This is a genomic window from Luteimonas mephitis DSM 12574, from assembly GCF_000422305.1.
Lineage (GTDB): Bacteria > Pseudomonadota > Gammaproteobacteria > Xanthomonadales > Xanthomonadaceae > Luteimonas > Luteimonas mephitis.
The window spans coordinates 111076-129342 of the sequence record NZ_AULN01000018.1 but is presented as its reverse complement, the minus strand read 5'-3'; the positions used below and the strand labels follow the sequence as shown (position 1 = coordinate 129342).

At 68.6% G+C, this 18267-nt stretch carries 10 protein-coding genes; 3 read left to right on the top strand and 7 right to left on the bottom strand.

Going from position 1 to position 18267, the window contains the following annotated elements; translation table 11 throughout:
- Positions 1 to 24: 24 nt before the first annotated feature.
- The 3 genes from H570_RS0108515 to H570_RS0108505 all read right to left on the bottom strand — a co-directional run bounded on the left by H570_RS0108515 (position 25) and on the right by H570_RS0108505 (position 7908).
- Positions 25 to 3132, bottom strand: coding sequence for an efflux RND transporter permease subunit (locus H570_RS0108515; protein WP_027080363.1), 3108 nt, complete (start codon positions 3130 to 3132; stop codon positions 25 to 27).
- Between the two features lie 121 nt (positions 3133 to 3253).
- On the bottom strand, positions 3254 to 6754 hold the full coding sequence (locus tag H570_RS0108510; protein WP_027080362.1) for an efflux RND transporter permease subunit: 3501 nt from the start codon (positions 6752 to 6754) through the stop codon (positions 3254 to 3256).
- 8 nt (positions 6755 to 6762) lie between these two features.
- Entirely contained in the window at positions 6763 to 7908 is a 1146-nt protein-coding gene (locus tag H570_RS0108505; protein ID WP_027080361.1) for an efflux RND transporter periplasmic adaptor subunit, read from the bottom strand.
- Between the two features lie 231 nt (positions 7909 to 8139).
- On the opposite strand from H570_RS0108505, the gene H570_RS0108500 reads away from it, so the two are divergent.
- Positions 8140 to 8544 carry a c-type cytochrome gene (locus H570_RS0108500; protein WP_084499973.1) on the top strand — a complete coding sequence of 135 codons (405 nt, stop codon included), beginning with the start codon at positions 8140 to 8142 and terminating at the stop codon, positions 8542 to 8544.
- Positions 8545 to 8552: 8 nt separating this feature from the next.
- On the top strand, positions 8553 to 8990 hold the full coding sequence (locus H570_RS0108495; protein WP_027080359.1) for a c-type cytochrome: 438 nt from the start codon (positions 8553 to 8555) through the stop codon (positions 8988 to 8990).
- 207 nt (positions 8991 to 9197) lie between these two features.
- Here H570_RS0108495 and H570_RS0108490 read toward each other — a convergent pair whose 3' ends face one another.
- The gene (locus H570_RS0108490) at positions 9198 to 10922 is read right to left on the bottom strand and encodes a hypothetical protein (RefSeq protein WP_156899905.1); all 1725 of its coding nucleotides are present in this window, start codon (positions 10920 to 10922) and stop codon (positions 9198 to 9200) included.
- A 27-nt stretch (positions 10923 to 10949) separates the two neighbouring features.
- Positions 10950 to 11543 (bottom strand): NfuA family Fe-S biogenesis protein, encoded by a 594-nt coding sequence (locus H570_RS0108485; RefSeq protein ID WP_027080357.1) that lies wholly within the window; start codon positions 11541 to 11543, stop codon positions 10950 to 10952.
- 193 nt (positions 11544 to 11736) lie between these two features.
- Here H570_RS0108485 and H570_RS0108480 point away from each other — a divergent pair, with 193 nt between their 5' ends.
- Positions 11737 to 12075, top strand: coding sequence for a 4a-hydroxytetrahydrobiopterin dehydratase (locus tag H570_RS0108480; RefSeq protein WP_027080356.1), 339 nt, complete (start codon positions 11737 to 11739; stop codon positions 12073 to 12075).
- 118 nt (positions 12076 to 12193) lie between these two features.
- On the opposite strand, the gene H570_RS0108475 is transcribed toward H570_RS0108480, so the two are convergent.
- Both H570_RS0108475 and H570_RS0108470 read right to left on the bottom strand, forming a co-directional pair.
- Entirely contained in the window at positions 12194 to 12979 is a 786-nt protein-coding gene (locus tag H570_RS0108475; protein WP_027080355.1) for an NAD kinase, read from the bottom strand.
- Positions 12980 to 13091: 112 nt separating this feature from the next.
- The gene (locus tag H570_RS0108470) at positions 13092 to 18059 is read right to left on the bottom strand and encodes an NAD-glutamate dehydrogenase (RefSeq protein WP_084499971.1); all 4968 of its coding nucleotides are present in this window, start codon (positions 18057 to 18059) and stop codon (positions 13092 to 13094) included.
- Positions 18060 to 18267: the final 208 nt, after the last annotated feature.

Genomic DNA, 18267 nt, shown 5'->3' with positions numbered 1-18267 from the left:
AAGGCGGCGGGAAAACCTCCGGAACTACAGCGTCCCGACGACTGCCGCTGCCTGCGGCTCGCCCTCGCCTGGTCCGCGCGCGCGCCGGATCACGCGCGCGGTGCCGTGCCGCAGGTCGTCGAGGATCGCGTAGATCGTCGGCAGGAACAGCAGGCTGACCAGGGTCGAGAACGCCAGGCCACCGGCGATCGCGCGCGCCATCGGATAGTAGGCCGGCATGTCGTCGCTCGAACCGGTGCTCATCGCGATCGGCACCATTGCCAGGATCGCCGTGCCCATCGTCATCAGGATCGGCCGCAGCCGCTCGCGGCTGCCTTCGACCAGCGCATCGGTCCTGCTCAGGCCGCGGCGACGCAGGTTGTTGATGTGCTCGATCATCACGATGCCGTTGTTCACCACGACGCCCATCAGCACCAGGATGCCGATGAAGGCCATGATGTTGAACTCGGTGCCGGTGATCCAGAACAGCCAGAAGACGCCGAACACCGAGAACAGCACGCCGCTCATGATCGCCGCCGGGAACAGCAACGACTCGAACACCGCCGCCATCACGATGTAGATCATCACCAGCGCGATCACCAGGTTGAACATCATCTGCGCCATCGCCTCGTCCTCGTCCTGGAAGGCGCCGCCGTCGAACGAGTACGAGTAGCCGGCCGGGAACGCGAATGCCTTCAGCGTTTCCTCCATCGCGGTGCGTGCTTCGGGCATCGTGACCTTCTGCGCCAGGCTGGCCTTGATGGTCAGCGTGGTCTGGCGGTTGGTGCGCTGGACCTGGGTGGCGGCAGGCTCGATGGACACGTCCACCATCGCCAGCAGCGGCACGGTGCGGCCGTCGGGCGCGCGCACCATGAAGGTGGCGATATCTTCCATGCCGTAGTGCTCGGCACCCGCGAAACGCACCCAGACCGGCACCTCGGTCTCGCCACGGCGGAATTCCCGCAGCGGCGCGCCGCGCAGCGCCAGGCCGACGAACTGCGAGACCTCCTGCGCGCTGAAGCCGAACGCCGCCGCCCGCTCGCGGTCGACGCGGACGTTGAGTTCGCTGTTCTGGTCGCCCGCGTCGACGTGCACGTCGCGCAGCTCCTTCCGGCGCGACAGGATCGGCACGATGTTGCGGCCCAGCTCGGCCAGCGTCTGCGAAGAATCGCCGACCAGCTGCACCTGCACATCCTGCCCCGGCCCGCCGCCGCCCGGTCCGCCACCGCCGCCGTTGCGCACGCCGATCTCGGCGCGCGCGGACTTCGGCAGGGCCTTGCTGATCTCGTCGGTCAGCGACTTGATCCGGTCCGGGTCGGCCGAGTCGAACGTCACCTGCGTGCCGGCGTCGCCCTGCTCGCTGAACCACGAGTAGACCTGCTTGACGTGGAACTTCTTGCGGTTGGCGTCGAGGAAGTCCTCCACGCGCCGGACCTCGTCCGACATCTGCGCGACCGTGTACGAGCCCTTCCACTGGTAATAGATGTTGATCTCGTCGCCACCGTCGCCGCCGAACATATTGGTCTTAGTGTGGATGACCGGCACGATGCTGACCGCCACGATCAGTGCGATGCCCAGCAGGCTCTTGCCGCGGTTCTCCAGCGTCCAGCGCAGGAACGTGGCGTAGCGCTTCTGCATGCGCGGGATCAGGCCTCCGGTCTTCTGCACCGCCGGCGGCGTCTTCAGCCGCGCGGACAGCATCGGGATCAGGCTGACCGCGACCAGCCAGGACGCCAGCAGGGAAACCGAAATGGTGATCGCGATCTGCGACAGGTAGATGCTCAGGAAGTTGCGTTCGCCGAACAGGTTGGGCACGAACACGATGCAGTGGCACAGCGTGCCCGCGGTGAGCGCGATGGCCACGTGGCGGGTGCCGATGATCGAGGCCAGCTTCGGCTTGCCGGGGATCTTCTCGCGCTCCTGGTAGATGCTTTCCACCACCACCACGGCGTTGTCCACCAGCATGCCCACCGCCAGCAGCAGGCCCATCATCGTCAGGATGTTGAGGGTGACGCCGGCAAAGTACATGAAGCCCAGCGTCATCACGAAGCAGATCGGGATCGCCAGCGTCACCATCAGCGTCGACGGCCAGTGGCGCAGGAAGAAGAACAGCACGATCACCGACAGCACCAGGCCGATGGCGCCCGCTTCGGCCAGCTCCAGCAGCGAGCTGGTCACGTCCTTGCCCAGGTTCTGGATCACGGTCACGCGCACGTCGCGCAGCGCGGACTCGTTCTGGATCACCTCGATTTCGGCCAGCACGCTGCGCGAGACCTCCACCAGGTTGGCGCTGCGTTCCTTGAAGATATCCAGGCCCACCGCCGGCTGTCCTTCCAGCCGCCGCCCCATGTCCAGCCGCGCGGACTTGAGCCGCACGCTGGCGATATCGCCCAGGCGCAGACCGCTGTCGTTGATCACCAGGTCGCGCAGCTGCTGCAGGTCGACGATCTCGCCGACCGGCTGCACGCGCAGGCGCCGGCCGCCATCCTCGATCTCGCCGGCGGAAACGGAGAAGTTCAGCTGCTGCAGCCGCTGCGCCAGCTCGTTGAGGCCGATGTCGTGGGCAGTGAGGCGGTCGGGCGCGATCGCGATCTCCACCTCGTTGGGCATCGCGCCGGACACATCCACCCTGGCCACGCCGGCAATGCGCTCCAGCCGCCGCTTGAACTCGCGGTCGATCAGGTCGTAGTCGTTCGACAGGTCGATGCCGTTGCCGGCGGCCAGTCGCACCCGCAGCACCGGCTGGTCGGTGGTGGAGAACTTCATGACGAAGTAGCGCTGCAGGTCGTCCGGCAGCTCGTCACGGATCGCATCGATGCGTTCACGCGCCTCGGAGGCGGCGATGGCGACGTCCTTGCTCCAGTCGCTGAACTGGATGAACAGCTGGGCGCCGTCGGCACGTGCCTGGGAATCCATGCGCTTGATGCCGGTCATCGTCGACAGCGCTTCCTCCGCCGGCCGCAGCACCGTGCGCTCGATCTCCTCGGGCGTGGAACCCGTGTACGGCAGCGACACGAAGATGAAGGGCGGCGAGACCTCGGGAAACGCTTCGAGCGGCAGCCGCACCGCCGCGATGATGCCGATCACGAACAGCGACACGAAGAACATGATCGTCGTGACCGGACGACGGATGCTGAACTCCGCGACGCTCATGGCTTGAAGCCCTCCCCTTCACCAGGGTGAGATCGGTCTGCTTGCGCGGCACTGCCGCGCGGACCGACCGAACGACCGGCGCGCTGCGCCGGGCCGGACGGGTTGCAGGGACGTGCACGCCTCATGCTGGATCCCCGTCGGCCGCGATGGCGTCATGCGCGTCGCGATCCTCGGCGCCGGACAGCTTCGCGCGGGCCAGGTAGTAGTCGTCCGCGCGGCGATCAAGCAGGTCGTACACCACCGGGATCACCACCAGCGTCAGCAGCGTCGACACCAGCAGGCCGCCGATCACCGTGATCGCCATCGGCGAGCGCACCTCGGCGCCCTCGCCCACCGCCAGCGCCAGCGGCAGGAAGCCGAACAGCGTGCACATGGTGGTCATGATGATCGGCCGCAGGCGCGAACGGGCGCCTTCCACCAGCGCTTCGCGCTTGGCCACGCCGGCCTCGCGCAGCTGGTTGACCTTGTCGATCAGGATGATCGCGTTCTTCACCACCAGGCCCACCAGCAGGATCAGGCCGATGAACACCACCACCGACACCGGCGAGCGCGTCAGCAACAGTGCCAGCACCGCGCCGACCATCGCCAGCGGGATGGTGAACAGGATGACGAACGGATGCAGCAGCGACTCGAACTGCGACGCCATCACCAGGTAGACCAGGAAGATCGCCAGCCCGAATGCCATCAGCAGCGAGCGGATCGAATTCGACAGTTCCTCGCCCTGGCCACCGATGTGCATGCCGACGCCGGCACCGACCGGATGGTCGCGCACCAGCTGCTCGACCTCGCGCACCGCGCCGCCCAGGTCGATGTCGCGCAGGTTCGCCGAGACGATCGCCACGCGCACCTGGTCGGCGCGGTGGATCTCGCTGGGACCGGTGGTCTCGACCACGTCGGCAACCGCGTCCAGGGTCACCGGGCGCGCGCTGCCGGGGTTGACGATCAGGCGGCGGATGTCGGCGACGGACGCGCGGTCGGACACCTGCGCGCGTACCAGCACGTCGATCTTGCGGTCGCGGAAGCTGTAGCGCGTGGCCACGTCGCCGCGCACCTTCTTCACCACGATGTCGGCGATCTGGCGCGTGGTCAGGCCCATCGCGCCCGCGCGCTCCTGGTCGAAGCGGATCTGTATCTCCGGGAAGCCCTGCTCCACCGTCGACTTCACGTCGGCGTAGTGCGGGTTGTCGCGCAGCAGCGCGGCGAGCCTGCGGCCTGCATCCTCGATCGACGCCAGGTCCTGCCCGCGCAGTTCGATCTCCAGCGGCGTGGAGAAGCTGAAAAGTTCCGGTCGGCTGAAGTCGACCTGCGCGCTGGCATGGCGCTTCATCGTCGCGCGCAGCTTCTCGGTTTCCGCCGCCTCGACTTCCTTGCTGCCGCCATCGGCCATCACCACGGTGAGCTTGCCGATGTTCTCGCCGCTCTCGGTGGGGTTCGCGTCCAGCCGCGTGCCACTGCCGCTGACGCCGTACAGCGTGCGGATGCCTTCGTCCTTGTCGTGCTCGGCCTGCAGCTCGCGGATCAGCTGGTCGGTCTCGCGCAGCGGCGTACCGGGCGGCAGCTTCACCGTCATCTCGAAGCGGTCCTGCGCGAACTGCGGGATCAGGTCGGCGCCGAGCATCGGGATGGCCGCCAGCGTCAGCCCGAACGCCAGCGCCGCGAAGCCGAGCACCAGCCCCGGCCGCCGCAACGCGCCGGGGAGCAGCCTCAGGTAGCCGCGCTCGGCGCGACCGTAGGGTGCCATCGCCAGGTCGCTGGCCTTGCGCATGAATGGGCCGACGACCGCGACGATGCCGCGCCACAGGCGGATGAACAGCCATGCGATGCCGAAGAAGAAGCCGCGGATGCCGGCCCCGATGCCGCGCCCGGTCGCGGCGACCGGCTTCTGCCATTTCCGGCCCGGCTGCCACTGCGGGTGCGGCGGTTCCTCCGGGAACGCCATCGGCGCGTGGCCCTTGAGCGCGCTGAGCATCGGGATCAGGGTCATCGCGACCGCCAGCGAGATCGCGATCGCGATCGCCACCGTCAATGCCTGGTCGCGGAACAGCTGCCCGGCGATGCCTTCGACGAACACCAGCGGCAGGAACACCGCGATCGTGGTCAACGTGGACGCGACCACCGCCATGCTGACCTCGCGGGTCCCGGCGACGGCCGCCTGCAGCACGCCCAGGCCGCGCTCGCGCGCCTTGGCGATCGATTCGAGCACCACGATCGAATCGTCCACCACCAGGCCCGTGGCCAGGGCCAGGCCGCCGAGCGACATCACGTTGAGGCTCAGGCCCAGCTGGTCCATGAAGAAGAACGTGGTGACGATCGACACCGGCAGCGAGAGCGCCACCACGAAGGTACTCCAGCCGTCGCGCAGGAACAGGAAGATCACCAGGATCGCGAGGATGCCGCCGATGACCGCGTCGAGCTTCACGTCGGCGATGGCGTGGCGGATGAAGGTGGACTGGTCGTCGATCGTGGTCAGTTCCACGTCCGGCGGCATCTGCGCCTTGATCTGTTCCAGCCGCTTGGCGATGGCGTCGGCGGTGGCAACGGTGTTGGCGTCGCCTTCCTTGTAGATCGCAAGCTCCACGGCTTCGTTGCCGGCCAGGCGGATGATCGCCTCGCGCTCCTTGTAGCCCTGGCGCACCGTGGCCACGTCCTTGAGCCGCACCGGAACGCCGCCGGCCACCACGCCCGAGCCCGCCGACGACGCGCTCTGCACCGACGCCGCGGCTGCCATTGCGCTGGCGTCGCCGGTCGCCGCCGCCACGCGCGCCATCTGCTGCGCCGCATTCTGCGCGTCGGTGCCGCCGGCGCCCTGCGTGGTCACCAGCATGTTCGCAATCTCGTCGACGCTCGCGAACTGGTTGACCGTGCGCACGAGGAAGCGCTGCGAGCCCTGTTCGAGGCGGCCGCCGGAGATGTTGATGTTCTCCTGCTGCAACCGCTGGATCACGGTCTCGATCGGAAGCTGCAGCTGCGCAAGCTTCTGCTGGTCGATGTCGACCTGGATCTCATCCTCCAGGCCGCCACCCACCTTGACCGCGGCGACGCCTTCGACCGGCTCGAGCTTCTTCTTCAGGTCGTCGTCGGCGTAGCGGCGCAGCTGGATCAGTTCACGGATCGCATCCTGGTCGGTTGCCGCCTTGGCCTTCGTCGACAGCGCCAGCCGCAGGATCGGCTCGGTCGACGGATTGAAGCGCAGCAGCACCGGCGCCTCGGCTTCCAGCGGCAGCTGCAGCACTTCCATCTTGTCGCGCACTTCCAGCCCGGCCTGGTCCATGTCGGTGCCCCAGGCGAACTCGAGCACCACGTCGCTCTGGCCGGTGCGCGAGACCGACTTCATCGTGCGCAGGTTCTTGACCACGCCAACGGCTTCCTCGACCGGCTCGGTGATCAGGGTTTCGATCTCCGACGGCGCCGCGCCTGTGTACTCGGTGCGCACGGTCAGCGTGGGATAGCTCAGGTCCGGCAGCAGGTTGACCTTCAGCGACGACAGCGCAATCGAGCCGAACAGCAGCATCGTGATCCAGAACATCGCCACGGTGACGCGACGACGCGTGGACAAACCGACCAGGCCATGGCCGATGCCGTCGTCCGGCCGCGGCGAGTCGGACGAACCCGGTTCGCGCATGCCGCCACTCACTGCTTGTCTTCCGTGCCGGCTGTGGATTTGGCCTTGGCAACCGGCTTGTCCGTCGGCTCACCGATCACCTGTACCGCGCTGCCTTCGCGCAATGCCACCTTGCCCGCGGTCACCACCGCCTCGCCGGGCTTCAGGCCGCTGCGCACTTCGGTCCACTCGCCGTCGGTGTAGCCGGTCTTGATCGGCACGCGCACGGCCTTGCCCTTGCGCACCACGTAGACCGCCGGCGCGCCCTGGTCGTCGAGCAGCGCGACGCGCGGGATCACCAGCGCATTGGCGCGCTGGTCGTAGTCGATCCTGATGCGGCCGAACATGCCCGGCTGCAGCGCACCGCCGCCTGCGAATGCGCAGATCACGCGGAACGTGCCGCTGCCCGAGTCCACCACCGGCGCAACCCGGTCCACGATGCCGTCGAACGACTGTCCCGGCAGCGCGTCGACCTGCAGCTTCACCGGCTGCCCCGCCTTCAGGGTCGCGATCTCGCGCTCGGGGACGTTCAAGGTCAGCTCCAGGCGCGAGTCGTCGACGATGCGGAAGATCGGCGTGTTGATCTGCACGAAGTTGCCGGGCTTGATCGAACGCGAGGCGACCACGCCGGAGATCGGCGCGACCACGCTGGTATAGGACAGCTCGAGGTTGGCCATGTTGTTGACCGCGCGCGCATTGGCAAGGTCGTACTTGAGCTGGTCGAGGTCGTTGGCGCTCACCATCTGCTGCGCGGCCAGTTGCTTCGCGCGCTGGTAGTTCGCCTCGAGCTTGCGCACCTGTGCTTCGCTCTGCGCCGCCTGCAGGCGCGCGCGGTCCGCGTCCAGGCGCACCAGCGCCTGCCCGGCCTTCACGTGCTGGCCTTCCTCGACGAACACCGCCATGGCGATGCCGGAGGTCTTGGCCACCACCTGCGATTCGGCCCGCGCGTCGAGCGCGCCGGTCCCGGTGTAGCTGGCGGCAACCGCGCGGTGCGAGGCCTTCGCGACCTCCACCGGAATCGCGTCGGCGGTCTTTTCGGCGTCCGGTGCCTTGGCCTTGGCCTGGGCTGCGCCCTCCCCGTCGTCCCTGCATCCACTCACCGAAGCCACGCCGGCCGCCAGCACGATTGCCAGCAGCGTCTTCGCGAAGCCCGAAAACACGGTGTTCTTGTCCATCTTCTGAGATAACCCCTACGGTGTTGTAGCAAGGTATATCACCGGCTTCGGAAACAGCATCCGCCAGAGGTCATGGTGACTGCCGGCGGATGTCGGCCGGGCGTTCGGCGGGCAGGTCCATTTTGGGTTGGTCTCAAGCTGTCGCTATACTGTTGCGGTTGCGCATCGCGGCCTGCGGTGGCGTCGACAAGCCAGATTCTTTCCAGCCATTCACGATTGCGGATACCCGACATGACGCGACCGTTGCAGATCGCCGCCAGCCTTGCCCTTGCCGCTCTCTCGTCCGCGGCGTTCGCCCAGACCGAGACCGCGCCCGCCACCAGCGAACCGGCCCCGGCTCCCGTGGCGGCTGCCCCTGCAGCCAGTACCCCGGCCACCCCTGTCGGCTCGGTGGAACACGGCAAGCTGCTTACTTTCACCTGCCAGGGCTGCCACGGCGTCACCGGCTACAAGAACGCCTATCCGAACTACCACGTGCCGCGCATCGGCGGGCAGTCGGCGGTGTACCTGGCCAACGCCCTGACCGAATACAAGAAGGGCGCGCGCAAGCACCCGACCATGGAAGTGCAGGCGCAGAGTTTTTCCGAGCAGGACATCGCCGATATCGCGGCCTATCTTTCGGAGCTGAAGCAGTGAGCCGCGCCATGACCCGTTCCGCCTCCATCCTTGCCATCGCCCTGGTCTTCGCGCTTGCCGGCTGCTCCGGCGGCGACACCCCGGTTGAGCACTCCGCGTCCGACCGCGACGCAGGCCATACCTCCTCGTCCGCCGGCCTGCCCAACGGCCACATCGACGCCGGCGAGAAGCTCGCCCACACCAAGGGCAAGGCCACCGGCCAGTCCTGCGTGGACTGCCACGGCGAAGAAGGCAACGCCCCGATCGATGCCAGCTATCCCAAGCTGGGCGGCCAGTACTACGACTACATCGCGCACTCGCTGCAGCAGTACCGTGACGGCAACCGCACGCATGCGCTGATGTCGCAGCAGGCCAAGGATCTGACCGACCAGCAGATCGCCGACCTGGCGGCCTACTTCGGTTCACGCCCCACCCACCTGCGCGACCTGCACGGCGTCAACAACTAGCCGACCGGCGCGCCGCGCCTGCAGCGACACACGAACAAGGCCCGCGCGAGCGGGCCTTCTTCGTATGCGGAACCCGGCAGGTTCGCCGTCACCTCTGCCCCGGTGCAAGCGGCTTCGGTCGCCAGGTTGCCGCGGCGCTCCCCGGGAATCGCGCGGCTGACGCCATGCGCGCGAGCCGGCGCACACGCCAGCACCTTGCGCCACCGGTCACTGCGTCCCGGGCGGCTTGCCCAGCGCCTCCTGGTTTTCCTGCAGCTCGGGCTTGAACGGCACGTCCGGCGGCTTGCGCGCCTCGGCTTCGACGTCCTGCATGTTCGGATCGGTGATGTCGCAGGCGCCACCCAGCGCCAGCAGGACCACCGAGCACTTGATGCTCTTCGACGTCCCCGGGATCGGGATCAGCACTTCCTTGATGCTCCGCCGCACCCATTCCTGCAGCAGCGTCTCGTTGGGGATCCAGAACTTGTCGAAGGCGGTTGGCGTGTAGTCGATCGGCGGGCGCTTGAGCCAGGTGCCGTTGCGGTCGATCTTCTCGAAGTCCTCGGTGATCGTGCCCGGCGGCAGGCCACCGCCGACCTTGCCGTCGCCCGACGCGAGTTTCGGCGTGCCGTCGGCGTTGAACAGTCCCGGCGTGCCGGCCTGGCTGCCCGGGCGGTTGCGGGTCGACGCGCCCCAGTCGTCGCCGCGCTTCGGCGACGGCAGCGCGCCGGGCTTGGGCGAGGATGTCGCGCCGCTGCCGCTGGAGGTCCCGGCCTTGCGCGTGCCCGTACTTGCCGTTTCGCTGCCGCTGGCAGGCGCGGTGCTGGTGGACGTCTTGCCCGAAGTGGCTGCCGTCGCCGTGGAGGATGCCGGCGACCGCGCGTCTTCCACGCCCGCATCGGCGTTGGGCCGCGCTCGCGTCGCCTCGCCCGGCGGCGCCGGAGCAGGCGCGGGAATGGCACGGACCGCAACCTCCGGCGCGCGTGCCCGCAGGTCCGGCGCCGCGCTCGGCCGCACCGGTACGTTCGGCACGCTGACCGGCGCCAGCGGCACGGGAATCTCGCGCATCGTCACCTGTTCGGGCTGCCGCTGCAGGGTCGGTGATGTCACGCGCGGCGTCGCCGTCTCGCGCGGCTGCAGTACCGGCGCCACCACGGGTGTCGGTACCTCGACCACTTCGATCTCCGGCGCCGGCGCGCTCAGGTCAGGAACCGGAGTCGCCGGCCGTGGAGCGGCCGCGATGCTCACCGGCGGCACGGTGAATACCTGGTCCGGCTCCGGCGTTTGCGTGACCTGCAGCGGCTGCGCGACCGGCAGCGCCGGCGCGGGCGGCGATGGCTGGGGCGGCTGCGCTGCCACGTCGGCGGCCGCGGGCGGCGGCGACGGCTCGCTGGGCTGGGCCGTGGCGCGGTCTGGAGTCGACGCAGCCGCGGCATCGGCGGCGGGCGCCGGCGTTTCCTGCGCGGCGGCTTCACCCTGCGATGGCCCGCCGCCAGACTCGTCCGGCGTGCCGTCACCGATGTACTCGACCTGGATCACGTCCTCGCCCGCGCTGGCCTGCTCGGGAACGCCGATGAGTCGCACCTGGGCCACGTACAGCAGGAACACGGCAAGGAACAGGTGCGCGACCAGCGTCACCACGCTGGCGATGAAGCGGACGCGCCAGTCGCCGTCTTCGCTGGCCGGATGCCACTGCTGGCGCCACAGGGCATTGAATGCCTGCCAGCGATTGAGCTCGGCCATCGCGCGCGGCGGCAGCTTCGGCTCACGGGCGACGAAGATCGCCAGGATCGCCTCGGCGGTGGCGCCGGTTACCGCGCCGACGCGCGCCTGCATCGCGTCGAACCACGCCGCCCATCCCGGCGGGAACTCGCCTGCGGGCTGCCCGGGCCGCAACGACCGCCGCCTGCGTCGCCACAGCGCGTCGATCAGTTCGGCAGAAGAAAAAGTCATCCAGTGGCCGTTGGTGCGGCTAGCGCGTCACGCCGAGCTGCGGGCGATGTACGGCGCCGCGCCGCTGTCGTGGTCGGTCGCGTCGCGCACCGCGGTCACGCCCGGCACCTTCTCCAGCAAGGTCTTCTCGATGCCCTGCTTGAGGGTGACGTCGGCCATGCCGCAGCCGTGGCAGCCGCCACCGAAGCGCAGCACCACCACGCCGTCGGCAGTGATCTCCTGCAGCGCCACGTTGCCGCCGTGCTGGGCCAGCTGCGGGTTGATCTCATGTTCGATCAGCCAGCGCACGCGCTCGACCAGCGAGGCCGATTCGGCCGGCGCCTCGCCCTTGATCTTCGGTGCCCGGATCTGCAGCTGGCCGCCGGTGGCCTGGGTCGTGTAGTCGATTTGCGCGCCGTCGAGGAAAGGCGCGCTGCCGGCATCCAGCCACAGCGTGAAACCCTCGCAGTCGATCGCCCATTCGTCGCCGTGCAGGTCGGCCGGTTCGGCAAACTCCAGCCGAACGTCGGCACGCGCCGTGCCGGGATCCCTGGCCGCCAGCCGCACGCCCATGCCGGGCACGGCTTCGCGTTCGATCAGCTTGCGGAAGTGCGACTGCGCGGATTGTGAAATGTCGATCATTGCCTGCCATCCTGCTGGTGCGGCCGTGCGCGCGGAAGCGTCCGCGCGGTTCGGAAGTTGCCGGCCGTGGAGCGTATTCTATCGACCCCGCCGATTCGCGTTCGTTCCGGTTCCGTAAAATCCCGTGCGGAACCACGCGGCGAGCATTTTCCGTTCAGCACGCCATCGCGCCCCGCCACTGACAGGAGCCGACATGACAGACCTGATTCCCCTTGCCCAGGCCCATTGCACCCCGCGCAAGGGCAGCGAGCACAAGCTCGGCCCGGCCCGCATCCAGGAACTGCTGCCACAGGTCCCGGGCTGGGAACTGCTCGAAAACGGCCACGCCCTGGGCAAGACCTTCGGATTCAGGGACTACTACCGCACGATGTCGTTCGTCAACGCGCTGGCCCACATGGCCAACCGCGAGGACCACCACCCCGACCTCGGCGTGCACTACGACCGCTGCGTGGTGCGGTATTCCACGCACGACGTGGGCGGCCTGAGCGAGAACGACTTCATCTGCGCGGCGAAGGCGGACGCGTTGGCGTAGGAACCGCCCACCCGTCCTACGGTTCTTCAAGCAGGCGCGGCGATGCCGGCAAGATGCATCCGCATCCGCTCCACGCCCTACATCCGCGATTGCCGTGGAAAGCCGGAAGGCCGTTCGCTCACCCGCTGGTGAACTGCTCGGCCAGCATCCGCTCCTCGAGGTTGTGCTCGGGATCGAACAGCAGGGTCACGGTGCGGTCGCGCGACTCGCGGATCGTCACTTCCACCACGTCGCGCACCTCGTGCGAGTCGGCCGTCGCGCTCACGGGCCGCTTGTAGGGATCGACGACGTGGAAGCGGATTTCGGTGTCGGCCTTGAGCACCGCGCCGCGCCAGCGCCGCGGGCGGAACGCGGCGATCGGCGTGAGCGCGACCACGTTCGACCCCAGCGGCAGGATCGGGCCGTGCGCGGAGAAGTTGTAGGCCGTGCTGCCGGCGGGCGTCGCCAGCAGCACGCCATCGCAGACCAGTTCGTCGAGCCGGGTCTGGCCGTTGAGGTCGATGCGCACGTGCGCGGCCTGCCGCGTCTGCCGCAGCAGCGACACCTCGTTGTAGGCAAGTGAGCCGACGCTGGCACCCGACTCGGTCTGCGCCAGCATCTCCAGCGGCTTGAGCACCGCGGGCTCGGTGGCAGCGAGGCGCTCGAACAGCCCGCCCGCCGCGTCCTCGGCACGGTAGTGGTTCATCAGGAACCCGACGCTGCCCAGCTTCATGCCGTACACCGGCTTGCCGAGGCCGCCGTGGCGATGCAGCGTCTGCAGCATGAAACCGTCGCCACCCAGCGCGCACAGCACGTCGGCGTCTTCCGGCAGGTGCTGCCCGTGCGCGCGTGACAGCGCGGCCAACGCCGCCTGCGCGTCGTCGGTCTGGCTGGCGAGGAAAGCGATACGCGGATTCGCGGTCATCGGCGGCTCCATGGACGTGCCACGAGCATAACCCGGGCCGCGCCCGCGGCCCGGTGTCCCGGGTTCGAATCGTGCCGGCGGGCTTGCACGCCCGCCGGCACGGATCACCGCATCAACCGTTCGCGGTCAGCTGGGCGAGCCTGCGCACGGCCACCGACGCGGTCGGGTAGTCGAGCGTCTTCTGCGCTGCCAGTTCGTTGAGCATCGACAGCGTGAAGCGCAGCGCTGCGTCGTCGCGCCCGATCCAGCTGCGCACCTTGGCGTCGGCGCCGCTGCCCGGGGCGGACAGCACCTGCCCGACCAGCGCCCGCTGCTGCGCGGCCAGTTCGTCGCGCAGCACGCCGCGCGCGACCGCGTGCCAGCGCCCCTCCACCGGCAACTGGTCGATCTGTTGGACCAGCCACGGGAGCCGCAGCGCGTCGCCGAGGCGGAAGTGCACCCTGGCCACGTCCACCGGCTTGAGCTTGCGCTCGCGGGCCACCTCGATGATGTCGCAGCACGGCTCCAGGTACGGCAGCGCCGCCAGCTGCAGGGCGAGGTCCGCCGGCACGCCGCGCGACTTCCACTCGGCCAGGCTGGCCTCGTACTCGGGACGCTGCGAATCGGGAAGGATCGCCTCGCCCGCACGGATGTCGCGGAAGCCGTCGTGGTAGCGCTCCACGGCCGTGGCGATGCCCGGGATTGCACCCGGACGCGCCAGCAGCCAGCGCGTCATCGAGCGCTGCAGCGACCAGATCACCTGCAGCGCGTCGATCTGCACCGCCTCCGGCACCTTGCTGTCGAGGCCGTCGATCTGCGCCCACAGGTTGCGAGCGTCGAGCGTCTCGCGGGTGATGGTGAACGCCTTGGCGACCTCGCCCGGGCTGCGGCCGCTGTCTTCCTGCATGCGCATCAGGAACGTCGCGCCCATCCGGTTGATGGTGGAGTTGGTCACCGCCGTGGCGATGATCTCGCGCTTCAGGCGGTGCTGCTCCATCGCCTTGGCATACTTCTGCTGCAGCGGCTCGGGGAAGTAGCGCACCAGCTCCTTGGACAGGTACGGGTCCTCGGGCACGTCCGAATGGACCAGCTGTTCGAACGCCACCAGCTTGGAGTACGACAGCAGGATCGCCAGTTCCGGCCGGGTCAGGCCGAGGCCACGCGCCTTGCGTTCGGCGATCTCGGCGTCCGACGGCAGGTATTCGATCTGGCGATCGAGCAGGCCCTGCGATTCGAGCGTCTGGATGAAGTGCTGCTTGGAGCCCAGCCGCGACACGCTCATCCGCTCCATCAGGCTCAGCGCCTGGTTCTGGCGGTAGTTGTCGTTGAGCACCAGGCCGGCGACCTCGTCGGTCATCGACTTGAGCAGCTTGTTGCGCTCCTCGATCTTCAGCTTGCCCGCCTGCACCTGGCCGTTGAGCAGGATCTTGATGTTGACCTCGTGGTCCGAGGTATCCACGCCGGCTGAGTTGTCGATGAAGTCGGTGTTGAGCAGCACGCCGTTCTTGGCCGCGTCGATGCGGCCGCGCTGGGTGAAGCCCAGGTTGCCGCCTTCGCCGACGATCTTGCAGCGCAGCTCGCCGCCATTGATGCGGATCGCGTTGTTGGCACGGTCACCGACATCGGCGTTGGTCTCGGCAGCGCCCTTGACGTAGGTGCCGATACCGCCGTTCCACAGCAGGTCGACCGGCGCCTTGAGCACCGCGCTCATCAGCTCGTTGGGGCTCATCGTGGTGGTGCCGTCCGCCAGTCCGAGCGCGGCGCGCATTTCCGCCGACACCGGGATCGACTTGGCCGAACGCGGGAACACGCCGCCGCCCTTGCTGATCAGCGCCTTGTCGTAATCGTCCCAGCTCGAACGCGGCAGCTTGAACAGGCGCTGGCGCTCCTTGTAGGACCTGGCCGAATCCGGGTTGGGATCGACGAAGATGTGGCGGTGGTCCATCGCCGCGACCAGGCGGATGTGCTTCGACAGCAGCATGCCGTTGCCGAACACGTCGCCGGACATGTCGCCGATGCCGACGCAGGTGAAGTCCTCGCTCTGGCAGTCGTGGCCGAGCGCGCGGAAGTGGCGCTTGACCGACTCCCAGCCGCCGCGGGCGGTGATGCCCATGCCCTTGTGGTCATAGCCGACCGAGCCGCCGGAGGCGAAGGCATCGCCGAGCCAGTAGCCGTGTTCCTGGGCAATGCCGTTGGCGATGTCCGAGAAGCGCGCGGTGCCCTTGTCGGCGGCAACGACCAGGTACGGGTCGTCACCGTCGTGGCGCACCACGTTGCGCGGATGCACGACCTTGCCGTCGACCAGGTTGTCGGTGACGTCGAGCATGCCGTTGATGAACATCTTGTAGCAGGCAATGCCCTCGGCCTGCAGCGCGTCGCGGTCGGCCGGCGGCTGCTTGACGAAGAAACCGCCCTTGGAACCGACCGGCACGATCACGGTGTTCTTCACCATCTGCGCCTTCACCAGGCCCAGTACTTCGGTGCGGAAGTCCTCGCGCCGGTCCGACCAGCGCAGGCCGCCGCGCGCCACCGCGCCGAAGCGCAGGTGCGTGCCTTCGACGCGCGGGCCGTAGACGAAGATCTCGCGGTACGGGCGCGGCTTGGGCAGGTCCGGCACGCGCTCGGGATCGAACTTGAAGCCGATGTAGCCCTTGTCGCTGCCGTCGGCGTTGCGCTGGTAGTACCCGGTGCGCAGGGTGGCGTCGATGACGCCCATGAAGCTGCGCAGGATGCGGTCCTCGTCGAGGCTGGCGACGCGGTCGAGCAGCGCCGTGAGCTTCGTGCGCGCGGCCTCGTACTGCACGTCGCGGGCCTTGCCCCGCGCCTCGACCAGCGGCTGCAGGGTCTTGAACGCCTCGGCGTCGTCGCCGCACAGCTGCTTGAGCTGGCTGGCGAATTTTTCGGCGACCGCGGCGTCCGCCTTGCCCGGCTTCTCCCTGGCAGGATCAAAGCGCGCCTCGAACAGCTCCACCAGCAGCCTCGCAAGCAGCGGGTAGCGGGCGAAGGTTTCTTCCACGTAGCTCTGCGAGAACGGCACTCCCACCTGCAGCAGGTACTTGCAGTAGCCGCGCAGCATGGCCACCTGGCGCCAGTCCAGGCCGGCACCCAGCACGAGGCGGTTGAAGCCGTCGTTCTCGGCGTTGCCGCGCCAGACCTGCATGAAGGCATCCTCGAACACGTGGCCGACCGCGTCGATGTCGAACTCGCGCGTCGCCTCGACCTCGAAGTCCTGCAGGTAGGTCGCGGTATCGTCGATCGACAGCCGGTACGGGTTCTCGGTGATCACGCGCAGGCCCATGTTCTCCATCATCGGCAGCGCATCGGACAGCGGGATGTCGTTGTTCCGGCGATAGAACTTCAGGCGCAGGCCGCCGGCACCGGCGTGGTGCCGGTGCAGCGCGAGCGCGAGGTCGTCGGGCCCGCGCAGCGAGGCGAGTTGGCGCACGTCCTCGACCGCGATCCCGGTACCGGCTTCCTGCAGGTAGGCAATGGGCAGTGCGCGGCCATAGCGCGCCGCCAGCGCCAGTCCTTCCGCCTCGCCGTTCGCCGCGACCAGCGCGTCGCGCAGGTCGTCGTGCCAGTTGCGTACGATGTCGGCCAGCTGGGCCTCCAGCGCCGCCTGGTCGAGCTCGAACTTCTCGCCGGCACGCGGGCGCACGATCATGTGCAGCTGCGCCAGCGGCGATTCACCCACCTGCATGTTGGTGTCGACGTGGTCGGCGTGCAGCTCGTGCCTGAGCAGCGCTTCGACGCGCATGCGCAGGTCGGTGTTGTAGCGGTCGCGCGGCAGGTACACCAGCGCCGAGTAGAAGCGGCCGTAGCGGTCGCGGCGCAGGAACAGCTTGCTGCGCACGCGCTCCTGCAGGCCGAGGATGCCGGTGGCCAGCGCCAGCAGCTCTTCCTCGCTGGACTGGAACAGCTCGTCGCGCGGCAGCGATTCGAGGATGTGCTTGAGCGCCTTGCCGCTGTGGCTGTTCGGCTTGAGGCCGGACTCGCGCATCACGTATTCGAAGCGCTCGCGCACCAGCGGGATGTCCCACGGCCGGCGGTTGTAGGCGCTGGACGTGTAGAGGCCGAGGAAGCGCTCCTCGCCGACCGGCTTGCCCTGGTCGTCGAACTCGAGCACGCCGATGTAATCCATGTAGCCGGGGCGATGCACCGTCGAGCGCGCATTGGTCTTGGTCAGGATCAGCGCGTCGACCGCGCCCGACTGCGGCATGTAGTGCGCGGCCAGCGACTTGAGCAGGCGCGGCTTGCCGACTTCCTTCGCCCGCAGCAGGCCCAGGCCGCTGCCTTCCACCGCGCACAGGGTCTCTTCCTTGCCCTTCTTCTTCACCGCGTACTCGCGGTAGCCGAACAGGGTGAAGTGGTCGTCGGCGGCCCAGCGCAGGAACTCCTCCGCCTCGCGCCTGCCGGCCTCGTCGACCGGCATCCTGCGCGACGCGATCTCCTGCGCCACCTGCAGCATCTTTTCGCGCATCGGCGCCCAGTCGGCGACGATCCCGCGCACCTCGGCCAGCACCGACTGCAACGTGGCCTGCACGTCGTCGATGGCGTTGCCGGCCTGGCGGTCGATCTCCATGTGCATCAGCGATTCGGGATTGCCGCTGCCCACCTCGACCAGCTTGCCGGCCTTGTCGCGGGTGACCGGCACCACCGGATGACCCAGCACGTGCACGCCGATGCCCTTCTCGGCCAGCGCCATGGTCACCGAGTCGACCAGGAACGGCATGTCGTCATTGACGATCTGCAGCACGGTGTGCGGCGATTCCCAGCCGTGCTGCTTCATGTTCGGGTTGAACAGGCGCACGTTGGCGGTGCCGCGCTTGCGGCTGCGGGCGAAATCCAGGAAATCGGTCGCCAGCGCCGCCCAGCCGTCGGGGCTGTGCAGCGGCAGTTCGTCCGCGGTCAGGCGATGGTAGAAGGCATCGGCGAATGCGATCGCGTCATCCTGGCGGGCCTTGCCGGCGCGCTTGCGGACCGCCTGGAAAATAGGGTCCAGCATCGCCGCGACTTCGCGGCTGGGCTTGCGGCGTTGACCGGTGGCATCGGCCTTGCGCCCGGACGGGCGTGCGGCGGCGGCTTTGCGTTGCGTACTCATGGGAGAAGTGTCCGAGGATGGGAGCCCGTGCACAGGCCGGGCCCAGGGTGGGGATTCACCACACAGGCGTTGCAGCAGGACGTGCCGGGCCTAGGAAGGACAAGGCCAGGAGGGACATGGCCAGGACGGGGATGGCGGGCTGACCAGGCCGGGCACGACGATCCGGGTTTCGCGGCGATCGCGGCCGCGCGAGGCGGGACAGGCGGTT